The organism is Pseudomonas sp. CFBP 13602, from assembly GCF_014842725.1.
GTDB lineage: Bacteria > Pseudomonadota > Gammaproteobacteria > Pseudomonadales > Pseudomonadaceae > Aquipseudomonas > Aquipseudomonas baltica.
Genome location: NZ_JACYVT010000001.1, coordinates 315,094 through 330,084, shown reverse-complemented (window position 1 = coordinate 330,084; position 14,991 = coordinate 315,094). Strand labels below are relative to the sequence as shown.

Annotated in this window: 11 protein-coding genes; 2 read left to right on the top strand and 9 right to left on the bottom strand. The window is 62.0% G+C overall.

All coding sequences use genetic code 11. The annotated features are described in order from the left end of the window. The first annotated feature begins 82 nt into the window (after positions 1-82). Positions 83-1,102, top strand: a complete 1,020-nt coding sequence (locus IFU31_RS01415; RefSeq protein ID WP_192102068.1) for a branched-chain amino acid aminotransferase — start codon at positions 83-85, stop codon at positions 1,100-1,102. A 129-nt stretch (positions 1,103-1,231) separates the two neighbouring features. On the opposite strand, the gene IFU31_RS01410 is transcribed toward IFU31_RS01415, so the two are convergent. Beyond that, complete coding sequence (locus IFU31_RS01410) at positions 1,232-1,390, bottom strand: hypothetical protein (protein ID WP_163007479.1); 159 nt, start codon at positions 1,388-1,390, stop codon at positions 1,232-1,234. Between the two features lie 189 nt (positions 1,391-1,579). Here IFU31_RS01410 and treS point away from each other — a divergent pair, with 189 nt between their 5' ends. Then, positions 1,580-3,643, top strand: a complete 2,064-nt coding sequence (treS, locus tag IFU31_RS01405; RefSeq protein WP_192057160.1) for a maltose alpha-D-glucosyltransferase — start codon at positions 1,580-1,582, stop codon at positions 3,641-3,643. Between the two features lie 606 nt (positions 3,644-4,249). On the opposite strand, the gene IFU31_RS01400 is transcribed toward treS, so the two are convergent. The 8 genes from IFU31_RS01400 to ppnN form a co-directional block, all read right to left on the bottom strand. Beyond that, entirely contained in the window at positions 4,250-5,560 is a 1,311-nt protein-coding gene (locus IFU31_RS01400; RefSeq protein ID WP_192102067.1) for a substrate-binding domain-containing protein, read from the bottom strand. 184 nt (positions 5,561-5,744) lie between these two features. Then, positions 5,745-6,542 carry an IclR family transcriptional regulator gene (locus IFU31_RS01395; protein ID WP_197979549.1) on the bottom strand — a complete coding sequence of 266 codons (798 nt, stop codon included), beginning with the start codon at positions 6,540-6,542 and terminating at the stop codon, positions 5,745-5,747. A gap of 104 nt (positions 6,543-6,646) precedes the next feature. Further along, the gene (locus IFU31_RS01390; protein ID WP_192102066.1) at positions 6,647-8,188 is read right to left on the bottom strand and encodes an AMP-binding protein; all 1,542 of its coding nucleotides are present in this window, start codon (positions 8,186-8,188) and stop codon (positions 6,647-6,649) included. A 3-nt stretch (positions 8,189-8,191) separates the two neighbouring features. After that, entirely contained in the window at positions 8,192-9,895 is a 1,704-nt protein-coding gene (locus tag IFU31_RS01385; protein ID WP_192047159.1) for an ABC transporter permease subunit, read from the bottom strand. Beyond that, positions 9,892-10,956: an ABC transporter ATP-binding protein gene (locus IFU31_RS01380; RefSeq protein ID WP_192102065.1), complete on the bottom strand. Its 1,065-nt coding sequence runs from the start codon at positions 10,954-10,956 to the stop codon at positions 9,892-9,894. The genes IFU31_RS01385 and IFU31_RS01380 overlap by 4 nt, the downstream gene beginning before the upstream one ends. Before the next feature lie 12 nt (positions 10,957-10,968). Beyond that, entirely contained in the window at positions 10,969-12,033 is a 1,065-nt protein-coding gene (locus IFU31_RS01375) for an ABC transporter substrate-binding protein (protein WP_122476971.1), read from the bottom strand. Positions 12,034-12,287: 254 nt separating this feature from the next. Continuing rightward, positions 12,288-13,046 (bottom strand): enoyl-CoA hydratase/isomerase family protein, encoded by a 759-nt coding sequence (locus IFU31_RS01370; RefSeq protein ID WP_192057155.1) that lies wholly within the window; start codon positions 13,044-13,046, stop codon positions 12,288-12,290. A gap of 374 nt (positions 13,047-13,420) precedes the next feature. Next, complete coding sequence (gene ppnN / locus IFU31_RS01365) at positions 13,421-14,794, bottom strand: nucleotide 5'-monophosphate nucleosidase PpnN (protein WP_192102064.1); 1,374 nt, start codon at positions 14,792-14,794, stop codon at positions 13,421-13,423. Positions 14,795-14,991 lie beyond the last annotated feature (197 nt).

The following is a 14,991-nucleotide window of genomic DNA, read 5'->3' as shown; positions in this document are numbered from 1 at the left end:
CGGGCAAGGCAAATGCAGTATTGTTGTGTCCATTCGTAAAAGCCTGTGCTGTTCAGGCGATCGCCAAAGGGTAGAGGGTGTCATGGGTCACGAAAGCATCAACTGGGACAAATTGGGTTTCGACTACATCAAGACCGATCTGCGCTACCTGTCGCATTGGCGCGACGGTGAATGGGACCAGGGCAACCTGACCGAAGACAATGTGCTGCACATCAGTGAAGGCTCGACCGCGCTTCATTATGGGCAGCAGTGCTTCGAGGGTCTCAAGGCCTACCGTTGCAAGGATGGTTCGATCAATCTGTTTCGCCCCGACCAGAACGCCCTGCGCATGCAGCGCAGCTGTGGTCGCCTGTTGATGCCACAAGTGCCCACCGACGTGTTCATCGACGCCTGCCGCCAGGTGGTCGCCGCCAACGAGCGCTTCATTCCGCCCTATGGTTCAGGCGGCGCCCTCTACCTGCGTCCGTTCGTGATCGGCGTGGGTGACAACATCGGCGTGCGTACAGCGCCCGAGTTCATTTTCTCGATTTTCTGCATCCCGGTCGGCCCCTACTTCAAAGGCGGCATGAAGCCGCACAATTTCGTCATTTCCGGCTACGACCGCGCCGCGCCCAACGGTACCGGTGCCGCCAAGGTGGGTGGCAACTACGCTGCCAGCCTGATGCCGGGTTCCAATGCGAAGAAGGCCAACTTTGCCGATTGCATCTACCTGGACCCCCAGACCCACACCAAGATCGAAGAAGTGGGTTCGGCGAACTTTTTCGCGATCACCCGCAACGACGAATTCGTGACCCCGAAATCGCCATCGGTGCTGCCTGGCATCTCTCGTCTGTCGTTGATCGAACTGGCGCAATCGCGCCTGGGCTTGAAAGTGATCGAAGGTGATGTGCTGATCGATCAGCTCGACCAGTTCAAGGAGGCCGGCGCCTGCGGCACCGCGGCAGTGATTACCCCGATCGGGGGAATCGAATACCAGGACAAGCTGCACGTGTTCTTCAGCCAGGAAGAAGTGGGCCCATTCACCCAACGCCTCTACAAGGAGTTGACCGGTATCCAGTCCGGAGACGTGGAAGCTCCACAGGGTTGGATCGTCAAGGTCTGATCTTCAGGGCAGGCCGGCACTTGGCGGCCTGCTTGCCCTGCATCCCGTAGCCGCTCGTTCGAGCGGCATCTTCATCAGTGTCGAGCATCGCGCGTCGACTCTGCATGCCTCAGGTCAAACCTTGCGATTTCAGCTCGCCAGCTGCGTCTGAAAAGAAATGCGTTGGAACTGCGTACGCGCATTTTCCATGGCCTGTACTTCTCGTCGCTTGTCTGCCCGTATCAGCCCCACGAAAACGAAGGTCCCGAGTACGGACAGTGCGCACCAGCCCAGCAGAAAGGTAATCATGGGTCTCTCCTGTTGATCGCCCGCGCAGGGATGATCCCCTGCCAATTGCTGTATCGGCCTGATGGCACAATGCTTTATACCGTTCATCGGATCAGGTCAGCGTGGCGCCTTCAGGGAAATCCTCGACGGATGCAACGATAACCCTCCGTCGTACTCATACTGTAGGACACTTTTCGAGGGCAAGTAACGATGACGACGCCGGACAAGGATTACATCCAGTGGCTGGTCGACCAGTCCATGCTGCATACCGCCAAACAGCGCGCCAAGCTGTATGCCGGACAAGCGCGGCTGTGGCAACGACCCTACGCCCAGGCCAGGCCTCGGGATGCATCAGCCATTGCTTCGGTCTGGTTCACGGCCTACCCGGCTTCCATCGTTACACGCGAAGAGGGCTCGGTACTGCAGGCCCTTGGCGATGAGACCCTGTGGCATGCGTTGTCCGAGATCGGCATTCAAGGTATTCACAACGGCCCGCTGAAACTGTCCGGCGGTCTGCGTGGACGTGATCGCACCCCCAGCGTCGACGGCAACTTCGACCGCATGAGCTTCGACATCGACCCCGAGCTGGGTACCGAAGCCGACATGATCCAGCTCAGCCGCATGGCTGCAGCGCACAATGCTGTCGTCATCGACGACGCGATCCCTTCGCACACCGGCAAGGGCGCGGATTTCCGCCTGGCCGAAATGGCCCACGCGGATTATCCAGGCCTCTACCACATGGTCGAGATCAAGGAAGAAGACTGGGGGCTGTTGCCTGAAGTGCCGGCCGGGCGCGACGCGATCAACCTGACCCCGGAAGTCTGCGACATTCTCAAGGACAAGCACTACATCGTTGGTCAATTGCAACGTGTGATCTTCTTCGAGCCCGGCGTCAAGGAAACCGACTGGAGTGCGACCCCAGTGGTGATTGGCGTGGACGGCAAGGCGCGACGCTGGGTCTACCTGCACTACTTCAAGGAAGGCCAGCCATCGCTGAACTGGCTGGACCCGACCTTCGCCGCCCAGCAGATGATCATCGGTGATGCCCTGCATTCCATCGATGTCATGGGTGCGCGCATCCTGCGTCTGGACGCCAACGGTTTCCTCGGCGTCGAGCGTCGTGCCGAAGGCCCGGCCTGGTCGGAAAGCCACCCATTGTCAGTGAACGGCAACCAGCTGTTGGGTGGCGCCATTCGCAAGGCCGGTGGTTTCAGCTTCCAGGAACTGAACCTCACCATTGACGACATTGCCTCGATGTCCCATGGCGGCGCGGACCTGTCCTATGACTTCATCACTCGGCCGGCCTATCAACACGCGTTGCTGCTGGGCAATACCGAGTTCCTGCGCCTCATGCTGCGTCAGGTTCACGCATTCGGTATCGACCCGGCCTCGTTGATCCACGCCTTGCAGAACCACGACGAGCTGACCCTCGAACTGGTGCACTTCTGGACGCTGCACGCCCACGACACCTATCTGTACCAGGGGCAGACTTTTCCCGGCAACATTCTGCGCGAGCATATCCGCGAGGAAATGTACGAGCGCCTGGCCGGCGAGCATGCACCCTACAACCTGAAATTCGTCACCAATGGGGTGTCCTGCACCACCGCCAGTATCATCACGGCGGCACTGGGCATCCGCGATCTGGAGGCGATCACCGATCAGGACATCAAGCAGATCCAGCACATTCATCTGCTCCTGGTGATGTACAACGCCATGCAACCTGGCGTTTTCGCGCTGTCGGGATGGGATCTGGTCGGCGCGCTGACTTTGCCAGCCGAGCAGGTCGCGCACTTGATGGAAGACGGTGACACGCGCTGGATCCACCGCGGCGCCTACGACCTGGTAGGGCTCGATCCCGAGGCTGAATTTTCCGCGGGCAACATGCCGCGTCCGAAGACGCTTTACGGCAACCTGGTAGACCAGTTGCAACGCCCGGACAGCTTCGCTTCGCAGTTGAAGAAGATTCTGGCGGTACGACGTGCGTATGACATCGCCGCCAGCAAGCAAATCCTGATTCCGGATGTTCAGCACCCGGGCCTGTTGCTGATGGTGCACGAGTTGCCCGCCGGCAAGGGTACCCAGATCACCGCCTTGAACTTCAGCAATGAACCGATCGTGGAGACGTTGCATCTGCCGGGTATCGCTGCGGGACCTGTGGTGGACATCATCAACGAGCGGGTTGAGGGTGATTTGACCGAAGCCGGTGAATTCACCATTACCCTGGATCCGTACGAGGGTCTGGCTCTGCGTGTGGTGAGTGCCTCGCCCATCTGACCGGTTGCAGGCCCTGGTGTGTGATACGCGCCAGGGACTGCAAAGCCAGATCGCAGAAAGCACTGAGGGGAGCCTGGGCTCCCCTCAAGGGTTTGTTGCATGCTCTTTTTTATTATTGAGGGGCGACCTGTTGTTGTATTTGTCAGCCGTGGCCCTTGCCGCTTGTTGTGCGACCCCCAGGCGGGGTCAAGAGCAAACGTATTTTTTTGAGCGCTGATCTGCTTTTATCGTCGATCCAACCAGTGGGTAGCTACTGAGCGTAGTTTTGTTGTTCTCTACCTGGCTGCGGGGCTAGCCCCTGAAAAGCATTTCCTCTCCAAAAAAATCTGTTAGCTACGCCTCTGTCGCGTTTGTTCTTGTTATGTCAGAGTCGTTTCATCTTGTTCTTATTGGTTTATCGCGTTGTTGTTATTGTTGTACGTATGACATAGCAGGGCGCGTGCCAACTTTCACAAATCGTTTTAAATCAATAACTTGAATTTACTGACAATGCTGCGTGCGGCAGAGTGACGCAGATCTGTTCCCTTGTTACCCGTATTCGTTCCCGCGTCGGCATCACCGGTAACACTTTGTGTCTGCCGCCGGCATCAATCACGGTGCCCTGAGCTATGGGTTAACCCAGACTTCTACTCGACGGTTCTTGATCCGCCCTTCATCGACCGCGTTGGTCGCCACCGGCAGCTGCGCTCCAAAGCCCTGGATATCGCGGAAGAGCACGTCCGCCCTGGCCAGTTCACGGCGAACCGCCATGGCACGTAGCCGGGACAGCAGTACCGCGCGGGCGGAATCGTCCTTGGCATCACCGAACCCCACCAGTGTGGTCTTGTTCTGCAGCAGGTGATGGCTGCGCAGGTAATCCTGCACCCTCACCACATCGGCCATTGCCTTGTTATCCAGCGTGGCGCTGCCTTCGGCAAAACGGAAACTCACCGACAGACGCCGGCCCTCACGGGCCAACTGCCGGTATCGCATGGGCATGTCGGGCGAGGCGGGGACACTCATGGCTTGCACCGTTTGCGCCACGAAGCCTTGCTGGGCAACGATTGCCTGTCCCGGTTCGCTCTGCGCGAAAGCAATCAATGCGTCGGCCCATGGCGAGGGGCGCATTGGTGGGCTGTACAGGTACAGCCGGCGGCTCAGGGGGTAGTCCTGGGTTGCAATCAGGCTGACCGTAGGCGCCATGAACTGGCTGTCGCCATCTGCGATGGCCAGCGCGCGGGCACCACGTATCGAGGCCAGGCCGATGAAGCCAATGGCGTATCGATCGGCGCTGACCCGATCCGACAGCTGCTCGCTGGACTCCAGCCTGACCGCATGGGCCGTCAGGCGCCCGGCATGTGGGGTCAGTACCTGGTCGCGAAACGTCTCCCATGTGCCCGAGCGGTCATCGCGGGCCAGCACATGGATCGGGCCACGGCCACCTAGTACGTTCCAGTCGTTGATTTCGCCGCTGAATACCTGGGCAAGCTGGCGAGTGGTCAGCTGCCGCAGGGGGTTGTCGGGATGGACGATCACGGCCACGCCGTCGATGCCGATCACGTGTTCGGCGCCGAAGCTGCTCAGGTCGCCCAGGGGTGCCAGTCGGCTGCGCTCTTGGTCACTGATGGGCCTGGAGGAGGCGGCCAGATCCGCTTGCCCGGCCAACAGGCTGTCGAAGCCTGTGCTGGAGCCGTGGGCGCCGACTTCGAAACGCAACGCAGTACCGTTCGGCTCATGGGCGGTGACAAGCAGCTCGCCCGTGGAAGGATCGAGCGTCTGGACAGGGGCCAGGCCTCGGCTTTCGAGCAGGCCGCGTATGAGTGCCGGAACCAGCTCCGTACCCATGGTGTTGGAGCCGTGGATGCGCAAGGTGGCCGAATCGGCGAGCGCGCCCGTACTCAGGCTCAGGATGCACAGAATGAGAAGCAGACGGCGCATGGCGGCTCACCGGGTCGGGAAGCCTCGCAGATTAAGACAGTGATGTTGCAAGGGGATGACGGTGCATTTCAGGTGGATCACCTAGAACCTTTCGCGGCCGATGACCACTCCTACAGCGATTCGCGATGCCCCTGTGGGAGCGGTCATCGGCCGCGAAGGGCACGACGCCTTCTTCGATTGAAGCTCAAACCTTGCGCTTGATCGAGATCGACGACGCCGCGCTGATCACCAGGTCGGCATAGCGTTTGCTGTCGCGTTCCGGTACCCAGCGCGAGCGGGATACCGCAAGGTTCACCGCGCCGATGCCCCGGCCATTGCCATCGACGATGGCCGCGGCCGTGGACACGTCGCCGTAAAAGAACTGGTCTTCGGTATGCGCATAGCGGCGCTGGCGAATCTGCTCGATGCTGGCCCAGATCTGCTCTCGGTCGGTGATGGTCGCCGGCGTGTGCTGGACGAACTGGCTGCGGTCGAAGATATCGTTGACCTCGTCGTCGCTGTAGGTCGCCAGCAGCGCCTGGCCCGGCGCGGTGCACCAGGCCGGCAGGCGAGTGCCGATGATGACGCTGGCGTTGAACACGTGTCGGCTGACGATCCGTTGCACATAGACGATGTCGGTGCCGTCGAGCACCGTCAGGTTGGTTGCCTCTTCGGTGTCCGCGCTCAGCTGCTGCAGGTAGGGCGCGGCACGGGTCACCAGTTCGCTGGACGTCAGGTAGTGGTAGGTGAAGTCCAGCAGCCGCGGCGACAGCTCGTACTTCTTGCTGCTGTCCTTGTTCAGGTAGCCCAGGGTTGCCAGCGTATGAGTGAAGCGCTGTGCGGCGCTGAGGTCCATGCCGGTCAGCCCGGCGATGTCGGACAGCGACAACTGACGCTGGCTGCCGTCGAAGGCCATGAGCACTTTCATGGCCTTGTCGACGGACTGCACGTACAGCGAGGAGGCCGTTGGGTCGGCAGGAGGTTTCTTCGGGGTACTGGCCATGAACGCAACACATTGGTGAAAAAACCGATTATCCGGCAGTTGCCCGGCACTTTCTATCGCTATTCACTAAACCGTTACCGCACAGGCCGCTCGCGGCGCATCGTTCAACCGCGACTGTCCCAGGCTTGGGTGACATCCTTGGGTAACAGGTGCTTCTTGATACGCTCACTGGGCGTCAGCTCGAACTGCTCCACTTGTTGGTAGTAGCGTGGTAACTGGTAGGAGGCGCAGCGCAGCGCGGCCCACTCGAGCATGGCCTGCCACTGCGCAGCAGTGCCGGCCTCCAGTTGTACGAACAGCAGAATCTCCTGCTCGCCCACCGCCGATTCGACGCCCAGCGCCGCGCAGGCTTTCACCGCAGGGTGGGCGCTGAACACCCGCTCCACTTCCCAGGCCGAAACGTTCTCGCCACGCACACGCATGCTGTCGGTGCGGCGTCCGACGAAGAACAAGTCGCCCTCGGCATCCATGCGTGCCATGTCACCGGTGAACAGCCGGCCATCGCGCAGGGCGCTGGCGGTGGCTTCTGGGTTGTCCAGATAGCCGGGCAGGAAAACGCCCTCGACTTCACTGGATAGCACGATTTCCCCCAGTTGCCCCACTTCGACCGGCGTACCGTCGCTATCCAGCAGTTCTACGCTCAGCCAGGGCAAGGCGCGGCCGATCGAGCCTGGCTTGCCGGTACGGTTCAAGGTGGCGAAGCTGGAACACTCGGTCATGCCGTAGCACTCGCGCAGAGGACAACCGAAACGTTGCTCGATCGCTGCCCAATTGGTCAGGCTCACACCCGCACCCCAAAGGGTCCGCAGGCTATGCCGCACAGGCCACTGCTCGGCCGGCTGCTGCATGAGGATATCGATGATCCCGCCCAGGTAATGCAACTGGGTCGCCTGCACTTGCACGCACTGCGCCCAGAATTTGCTGGCGGAAAAGCGCTGCACCACGTTCAGGCTGACTTCGGCCAGAAACGGCATCAACAGCATCTGCGCGCCGCCGATGTGGCACAGGGGCTCCCACAACAGCAGGCGGTCACCTGCCTTGACATCGGCCACCTGCAGAACCGCCTCGCTGGCAATGCGCAGCATGCGGTGGGTGAATACCACACCCTTGGGCGCGCCGGTAGTGCCGGAGGTGTAGATCACGCAGAGCGTGGCATCGGCCGCGCTGTCCTCGAGCCGCAGGTCCGCCGCCGGGTAGGCCAGGGCCTGCTCGTGCAGCACGTCGATGCCGACATAGGTCAACTGCGCGGCGGCGCTGTCCGCCAGACGCTCGGCAAATTCGGCGTCGCCGACCACCAGGTCCGGACGAGCGTGCTCGAACGGGTAGTCCAGGCCAGGGCCGCGCAACTTGGTGTTGATCGGGATCCACACCAGGCCGCTGAGGATCAGCGCGTAGATCAACACGATCTGGTCGTCGCTGTTGCCCAGCATGACGGCTACCCGTTGTCCGGCACGCAGGCCGCGTTCGGCCAGTACCTGCTGCAAGGCGGCGACCCGTTGGCGCAACTCCAGGGTAGCGAGCGATCGGCCCTCGAAGGTGACGCGCACGGCATGGTCGTCGATCAGCAGGCCGGCATGGATCAGCGGCGCGGTGGTGAGCTGATCGTGGCTGATGCGATGCGGGAAGAAGCGAGTGTATGGATGCATCGTTCAGAGCCCTTGACGTTTGGAAGTGGAACGCCGCGATACCCATTGGGCAATGACGGCAAACAACACGATGAACACCAGCAACGTGGTGGAAACCGCAGCCAGGGTTGGGGTGAGCGCCAGCTGGATGCTGTCCCACATCTGCTTGGGCAGCGTGGTATTGATGCCACCGCTGACGAAAATGGCGATGGTCAGGTCGTCGAACGAGGTGATGAAGGCCAGCAGAAACGCGGAGACCAGGCTCGCTGACATGAGCGGCAGGGTCACGGTGCGCAGCCGGGTGAACGCGCCGGCGCCGAGAATCCGCGCGGCATCGTCGAGGCGCCAGTCATACTGCTTGAACGCCGCCGACAGGGTGACCACCACATAGGGCAGGGCCAGTACCGTGTGGCCCAGCACCAGGCCGATGTCCTTGCCCGCCAGGCCAAGCCTGGAAAACAGGTACAACAGGCCCAGGGCAATCACGATGCGCGGCACGATCAGCGGGGCGATGAACAACGCGAACAGGCCTTTGCGCCACCCCGCGCTTACCCGGGTCAAGGCCAGGGTCGCACCGAAGCCCAACACCAGCGCCAGCAGCGCGGTGGCCACACCGACGCCCAGCGAGCGGAACAGGGCGGCCTGCCACACCGCGGAAGTGAAGAATTCCTCGAACCACTTCAAGCTGAACAGCTTGGGCGGGAAGGCAATGAACGGGCTGCTGGTGAATGCCAGCGGAACGACCACCAGCACGGGCAGGATCAGCAGCATGACCAGCAGCACGCTGTAACCGGTCAGCAAGGCGCCATCGCCACTGCGCCGCGGCGCCTTGCCCCGGCCCGAAAAGCAGTGCCCCAGCCAGATCAGAATCTGCAGGCCCATTCCGGACTGACGTTCCTTGGGCGCCTCGCCGCCGAGCGAAGACAGCCCGGCGATGCGGTCGTAGATCACGAACACCACCAGCGAGCAGGCCAACAGCACCACCGAAAGAGCGCCGGCGAAGTTCATGTCGAACAGGTCGAGCACCGAGGAAATCACCAGCTGCGCCACCATCATTTCCCGTGGCGAACCCAGCAGCGCAGGGACGATGAAGAAACCCAGGCTGGTAATGAACACCAGCAGACCCGCCGCGGCGATGCCGGGGGCCGAGAGCGGCAGGAAGATGCTGAAGAAACTCATCGAACCGCTGGCGCCCAGCGTCTGTGCGGCCGGCGCGAGGCGCTGGTCGATGCTGCGCATGATCGGCAGCAGGGTAATCACCGCCAGCGGCAGCATCGAGTGGACCATGCCGATCAGCACCCCCGAAAGTGCGGGCACCAGGCCCGACGGGTTGTCCAGCACGTCGGCGGCAAGCGTGGTCAGCAGGCCTTTGCGTGACAGCAGCAGCATCCAGGCATAGGTCTTGACCAGGTAGCTGGTCCAGAACGGCAGCATGATCCACAGCAGCCAACGTTCGCGACCCATGGGCGAGAGCCGGGTTAGCAAGTAGGCCACTGGGTACGCGAGCAGCACCGACAGCACGGCCGTCAGCGCCGAGATCCAGAAGGTAATGCCCAGAACGCGGGCGTACACCGGGGTCGAGGCGATCCGTTCGAAATTACCCAGGCTCAGCTCGCCGCTGGCGTTCTGGAAACTGCCCATGAGCATTTCCGCCACCGGCAGCAGAAAGAACAGTGCCAGGAAAAGCAGGGCGGGAATGGCCGGAATCAGGCCTTTGCGCCAGTTCATGAGGTGGCCTGCGCGGGCAGCAGGGTGGCCCGTGTGGGATTCCAGGCGATGCCAACCGGATCGCCGACGCGCGGACTGAGCTCGCGGGAACAGCGCACACTGAAGCGGTTGCCCGAAGGCAGGCGGACCAGGGCGCGGGTGTCGCTGCCCAGGAATACGCATTCATCGACGATGCCCTGCAGCAAGCCGGCATTGGGTTCGGTCAGGCGCGCGGCTTCGGGCCGGATGAGCAGGAACGCTTCCGTGCCGGCACTCGGCGCCTGGTGCCCGGCGCAGCCAGCCAGGTCCAGCCGTTGGCCTTCGACCTGCAGGTGGCCGCTGCCGTCGCGCTGGCCTTGGAGCAGATTGGAGTGGCCGATGAACTCGGCGGCGAAGCGTGTTGCCGGGCGATCGTAGAGTTCTTCTGGCGTGGCCAGCTGTTCGATGCGCGCGCGGTTCATCAGGCAGATGCGATCGGACAGGGTCAGCGCCTCTTCCTGGTCGTGGGTGACATAGATGAACGTAGCCCCCAGTTCCTTGTGCATGCGGCGGATTTCCAGCTGCATGTGCTCGCGCAGGTTCTTGTCCAGGGCGCCCAGCGGCTCGTCGAGCAGGATGATTGAAGGACGGTAGGCGAAGCAGCGGGCCAGGGCGATCCGTTGTTGCTGGCCACCGGACAGTTCGTTCGGGTAGCGATGGGCGAAATCCTCCATGCGCACCATGCCCAAAGCGTCGTCGACCGCCTGGTTGACCTCGGCCTTGGGGTATTTGCGCATGCGCAGCCCGTACGCCACGTTGTCACGCACGCTCATGTGCGGGAACAACGCATAGCTCTGGAACACCAGGCCGATGCCGCGCTTTCCGGGGGCGATGTGGGTCGCATCCTGGCCATCGATCAGCAACTGCCCGCTGTCCGGTGGGACCAGCCCGGAAATCATCTGCAGCAAGGTGGTCTTGCCCGAGCCCGAAGGCCCGAGCAGGGTCAGGAACTCGCCTTCGCGCACCTGGATATCGGTGGGTTGCAGGGCGACGAACTGACCATAGGTCTTGCCCAGGCCACGGGTTTCAAGTTTCACACTCATGCATCGACTCCCTTACGACAAGATCCAGGCGTTGAACCGCTCGGTCACGGCGGTGCGGTTCTCTGCCCACCAGGCAGGGCTCGGCAGACGCATGTTTTTCAGGTTCTGCGGGGCGGTCGGCAGCAGCGCCGCGCGCTCAGCCGGGATGAACTCGAAGGATTTGCGATTGGTCGGGCCGTAGGCCAGGGTGTCGGTGAAGTCGGCCTGGCGCTTGGCGTCGGCGCAGAAACGCACGAACTGTTTGGCCATGTCGGCGTGCGGGGTGCCCTTGGGGATGGCCCAGCCTTCGATCGAATAGAGCCCCTGGTTCCAGACGATCTGCACCGGTGCGCCGTTGTCGATGGCGGCCTGGGCGCGGCCGTTCCAGGCTGAGATCATGTCGACCTCGCCGCTCTGGATGGCTTGCATGGCTTGCGCGCCCGAGGTCCACCACAGGTCGATGTGCGGTTTGATCTTGTCCAGGCTCTTGAAGGCGCGGTCGACGTCCATCGGGTACAGCTCGTCGAGGCTGACGCCATCCGCCAGCAGGGCCTGTTCCAGTGTGTCCAGCGGGCTGCGGCGCAGGCAGCGGCGGCCGGGAAATTTCTCGACGTTCCAGAAATCTGCCCAGCTCTGCGGGCCGTTGCCGTCCTTGAAGGTGTCGGTGCGGTAGGCGAGCACCGTGGAGTACACGTCGACACCGAGGAAGTTGGCAGTGATGGCCTCGGGAAGCAGGTCCGGGTATTCGCTCGCCGACAACCCGATCGGTTCCAGAAAGCCCTGGGCTTCGAGGTAGGGGATGTCGGCGGAAATGGTCAGGGTGGTGACGTCCCATACGTAGTTGCGGGTTTTTACCATGGCCGAGAACTGCGCCACCGGCTGGGACTCACGCGCCACGCTGATGACTTTGATGCCGGTGGCTTTTTCGAAGGGGTCGTAGAAAGCCTTGCGGTAGGCCACGGTGTAGGGACCGCCGGGGTCGGAGACGATGATCTGTTTATCGGCGGCGCGGACCACGCTGGGCAGGCCGCAGACCAGTGCGACCGTGGCGCCGGCCTTGAGCAACCGACGGCGTCCGGGGTTGGAAGGTGTGTGCATGACAGTCTCCTACAGAAAACGAATGGATCGTTGGGTAGTCAGGACGTCGGCAGTCAAAGCATTGCAAGAGCCGGGGTAGGTACATGGCCGCCGCCGTGCGTGGTGCGATGAAATCATTTCCCGCGGGAGCGGGCTCTGTGGGAGCGGGTCTCTGCCCGCGAAAAGGGCTCCGCGGTATATCAGTGACTCCGCGTTGCTGCCTTCGCGGGCAGGGCCGCGCTCCCACAATCAACTCACTTTCACAAGGCAGGGCTTTATTTGGCGCGGGCCTTGAAGAAGGCTTCCATCATTCGCTGTGGCTCGCCGGAGTCGTATGCCTCCTTCTGCAGGCGACGGCCGGCTGCAATGCAGTCCTTGAAGCCAGGCTCGCTCATTTCGCGGAAGCGCTGCTTGTCCAGGCGCATGGCGATCGGGGGCTTGGCGGCCAGTTCTTCGGCGATTTCCAGGGCCTTGCTCATCACTTGATCGGCTGGCACCAAATGGTGGATCAAGCCGATCTGCTTGCATTCATCGGCGTCCATCAAACGGCCGGTCAGTGTCAGCTCGATGGTGCGCGACATGCCCAGCATGCTGTTCATGATCCACGGACCGGTAGTGCTGGGGATGCCGGAGTTGATTTCCGGCTGGCCCATGCGCACGCCTGGGTGGCCTACGCGGATGTCGCCCAGCAGTGCGACCTGAAACGCGGAACCAGCAGCTGTGCCATTGAGGGCGATGATCAGTGGTTTGGACAGGCCGCGCAGGGTGGCGTAGTAGCGCTCCCACTCGCCGACCCATTCAACGGCGCGGTCACCGTCGAAATCATGGGCTTCGGAAAGATCCTGGCCTGCCGAAAAAGCGCGGTCGCCAGCGCCGGTCATGATCACGGCCTTGATTTCCGGGTCGGCGTTGTAGCCGTTCAAGGCTTCGATGATTTCGTTACGCATCGGCGTGGTCCAGGCATTCAGCACTGCCGGACGATTGAGGGTGATGACAGCGACAGGCCCTTTGATTTCTAGCACGATGTCTGACATGTTTATCTCAATGCGATAGTTGATGTGGAATAACGATAGAATTATCTCGCAGGATGCGCAACAGGTTTGTTTGGAAACCTAGGGCTTGAGTAAACGGCTGAAAGATTCGCGGCGGGGTGTCAGGTATTGCGCGGGGGTGGTTTCGCGGCCGATGACCGCTCCTACAGGGTTCAAATCGTAGGAGCGGTCCGTGGCCGCGAAGGGCGCGGCGGGGTGTCAGGTATTGCGCGGTGGTGGTTTCGCGGCCGATGACCGCTCCTACAGGGTTCAAATCGTAGGGGCGGTCCGTGGCCGCGAAGGGCGCGGCGGGGGTATAAGCTAATACGCGGTGGGAGTTTCACGGCCGATGACCGCTCCCACCGTACGGGGGCGGGTCAGGTCACGACGCGGTAGCACGGCACATAGGCTGCGCCACCTGGCAGTTTCATGCGGTTCTGCTCGACGAACGCCTGCAGCAGTTTGTCCAGCGGTTCCATGATCGCGGCATCACCGCGAATCTGGTACGGGCCATGCTCTTCGATCAGACGAATGCCCTTGTCCTTCACGTTGCCCGCCACGATCCCGGAAAACGCCCGGCGCAGGTTCGCCGCCAGTTGATGCGGGGGCAGGGCGTGGCTCAGTTCTAGATCGGCCATGTTGGCGTGGGTCGGGTCGAACGGCCGCTGGAAGCTTTCCTCGATCTTCAACAGCCAGTTGAAGTGAAAGGCGTCGTTGCGCTCGCGGCGGAACAGCTTCACCTGCTTCAACGACTCGGTCATCTCCCGCGCCACGTCGGCCGGGTTGTCGATGATGATCTGGTAATGCTGTCGAGCCGATTCGCCCAGGGTCGCCACGACAAACTGGTCCAGCTGCTGCAGATACGCCTGCGCACTCTTGGGGCCGGTCAGGATCACCGGAAACGGCAAGCCCTGGTTGTCCGGATGCATCAGAATGCCCAGCAGGTACAGAAACTCTTCGGCCGTTCCTGCGCCGCCGGGGAAGATGATGATCCCGTGACCGACCCGTACGAACGCTTCCAGACGTTTCTCGATATCCGGAAGAATGACCAGCTCGTTGACGATCGGGTTCGGCGCTTCCGCGGCGATGATGCCCGGCTCGGTCAGGCCCAGGTAACGCCCGCCGCTCATGCGCTGCTTGGCATGCGCAATGGTGGCGCCTTTCATCGGCCCCTTCATCACGCCAGGGCCGCAACCGGTACAGATGTCCAGCCGGCGCAGGCCCAGTTCGTGGCCGACTTTCTTGGTGTATTTGTATTCGTCCGAGTTGATCGAATGCCCACCCCAGCACACCACCATCTTCGGCTCGAGGCCGGCACGCAGGGTGCGGGCGTTGCGCAATAGATGAAAGACGTAGTCGGTGATGCCCTGGGAATCGCTCAGGTCGATGCGCTGGCTGTCCAGCTCGCTTTCGGTATAGACGATGTCGCGCAGTGCGCTGAAGAGCATCTCGCGGGTACTGGCGATCATCTCGCCATCGACGAAGGCGTCCGCCGGGGCGTTCAGCAGCTCCAGGCGCACACCACGGTCCTGCTGATGGATACGCACTTCGAAATCCCGATAGGCGTCGAGGATGGTCTTGGCGTTGTCGACATGGGCGCCGGTATTGAGAATGGCCAGGGCGCACTGGCGAAACAGGGTATAGGTGCTGCCTGAACCGGCGGCACTGAGTTGCTGCACTTCACGCTGGGAGAGGGTTTCCAGGCTGCCCTTGGGGCTCACCGACGCATTGATCACATTTCTTGGGGCCATTCTATATTCCCTTAACGCAACGTAGCGCGGCCACATGGGCCGCGCCATCCGGATAATGAGCGACTTCACCGGCGCCAGGCTGTCTGGCCCGGGCGCTGGGTCTGCTGGTCCTGCGGGTGAAAAACCGGTTCCGCCCCAATCTTGGGGCAGTTGGACACCGGCTTCATCTTACTCCGCGGTGCCGCGCGGCGGTCAAC

What these genes read in the sequence shown, in the direction of transcription:
- IFU31_RS01385 (WP_192047159.1), bottom strand. Translation starts at nt 9,895, where the DNA reads ATGAACTGGCGCAAAGGCCTGATTCCGGCCATTCCCGCCCTGCTTTTC.
- IFU31_RS01370 (WP_192057155.1), bottom strand. Translation starts at nt 13,046, where the DNA reads ATGTCAGACATCGTGCTAGAAATCAAAGGGCCTGTCGCTGTCATCACC.
- IFU31_RS01380 (WP_192102065.1), bottom strand. Translation starts at nt 10,956, where the DNA reads ATGAGTGTGAAACTTGAAACCCGTGGCCTGGGCAAGACCTATGGTCAG.
- IFU31_RS01400 (WP_192102067.1), bottom strand. Translation starts at nt 5,560, where the DNA reads ATGCGCCGTCTGCTTCTCATTCTGTGCATCCTGAGCCTGAGTACGGGC.
- IFU31_RS01415 (WP_192102068.1), top strand. Translation starts at nt 83, where the DNA reads ATGGGTCACGAAAGCATCAACTGGGACAAATTGGGTTTCGACTACATC.
- IFU31_RS01375 (WP_122476971.1), bottom strand. Translation starts at nt 12,033, where the DNA reads ATGCACACACCTTCCAACCCCGGACGCCGTCGGTTGCTCAAGGCCGGC.
- IFU31_RS01390 (WP_192102066.1), bottom strand. Translation starts at nt 8,188, where the DNA reads ATGCATCCATACACTCGCTTCTTCCCGCATCGCATCAGCCACGATCAG.
- IFU31_RS01410 (WP_163007479.1), bottom strand. Translation starts at nt 1,390, where the DNA reads ATGATTACCTTTCTGCTGGGCTGGTGCGCACTGTCCGTACTCGGGACC.
- ppnN (WP_192102064.1), bottom strand. Translation starts at nt 14,794, where the DNA reads ATGGCCCCAAGAAATGTGATCAATGCGTCGGTGAGCCCCAAGGGCAGC.
- treS (WP_192057160.1), top strand. Translation starts at nt 1,580, where the DNA reads ATGACGACGCCGGACAAGGATTACATCCAGTGGCTGGTCGACCAGTCC.
- IFU31_RS01395 (WP_197979549.1), bottom strand. Translation starts at nt 6,542, where the DNA reads ATGGCCAGTACCCCGAAGAAACCTCCTGCCGACCCAACGGCCTCCTCG.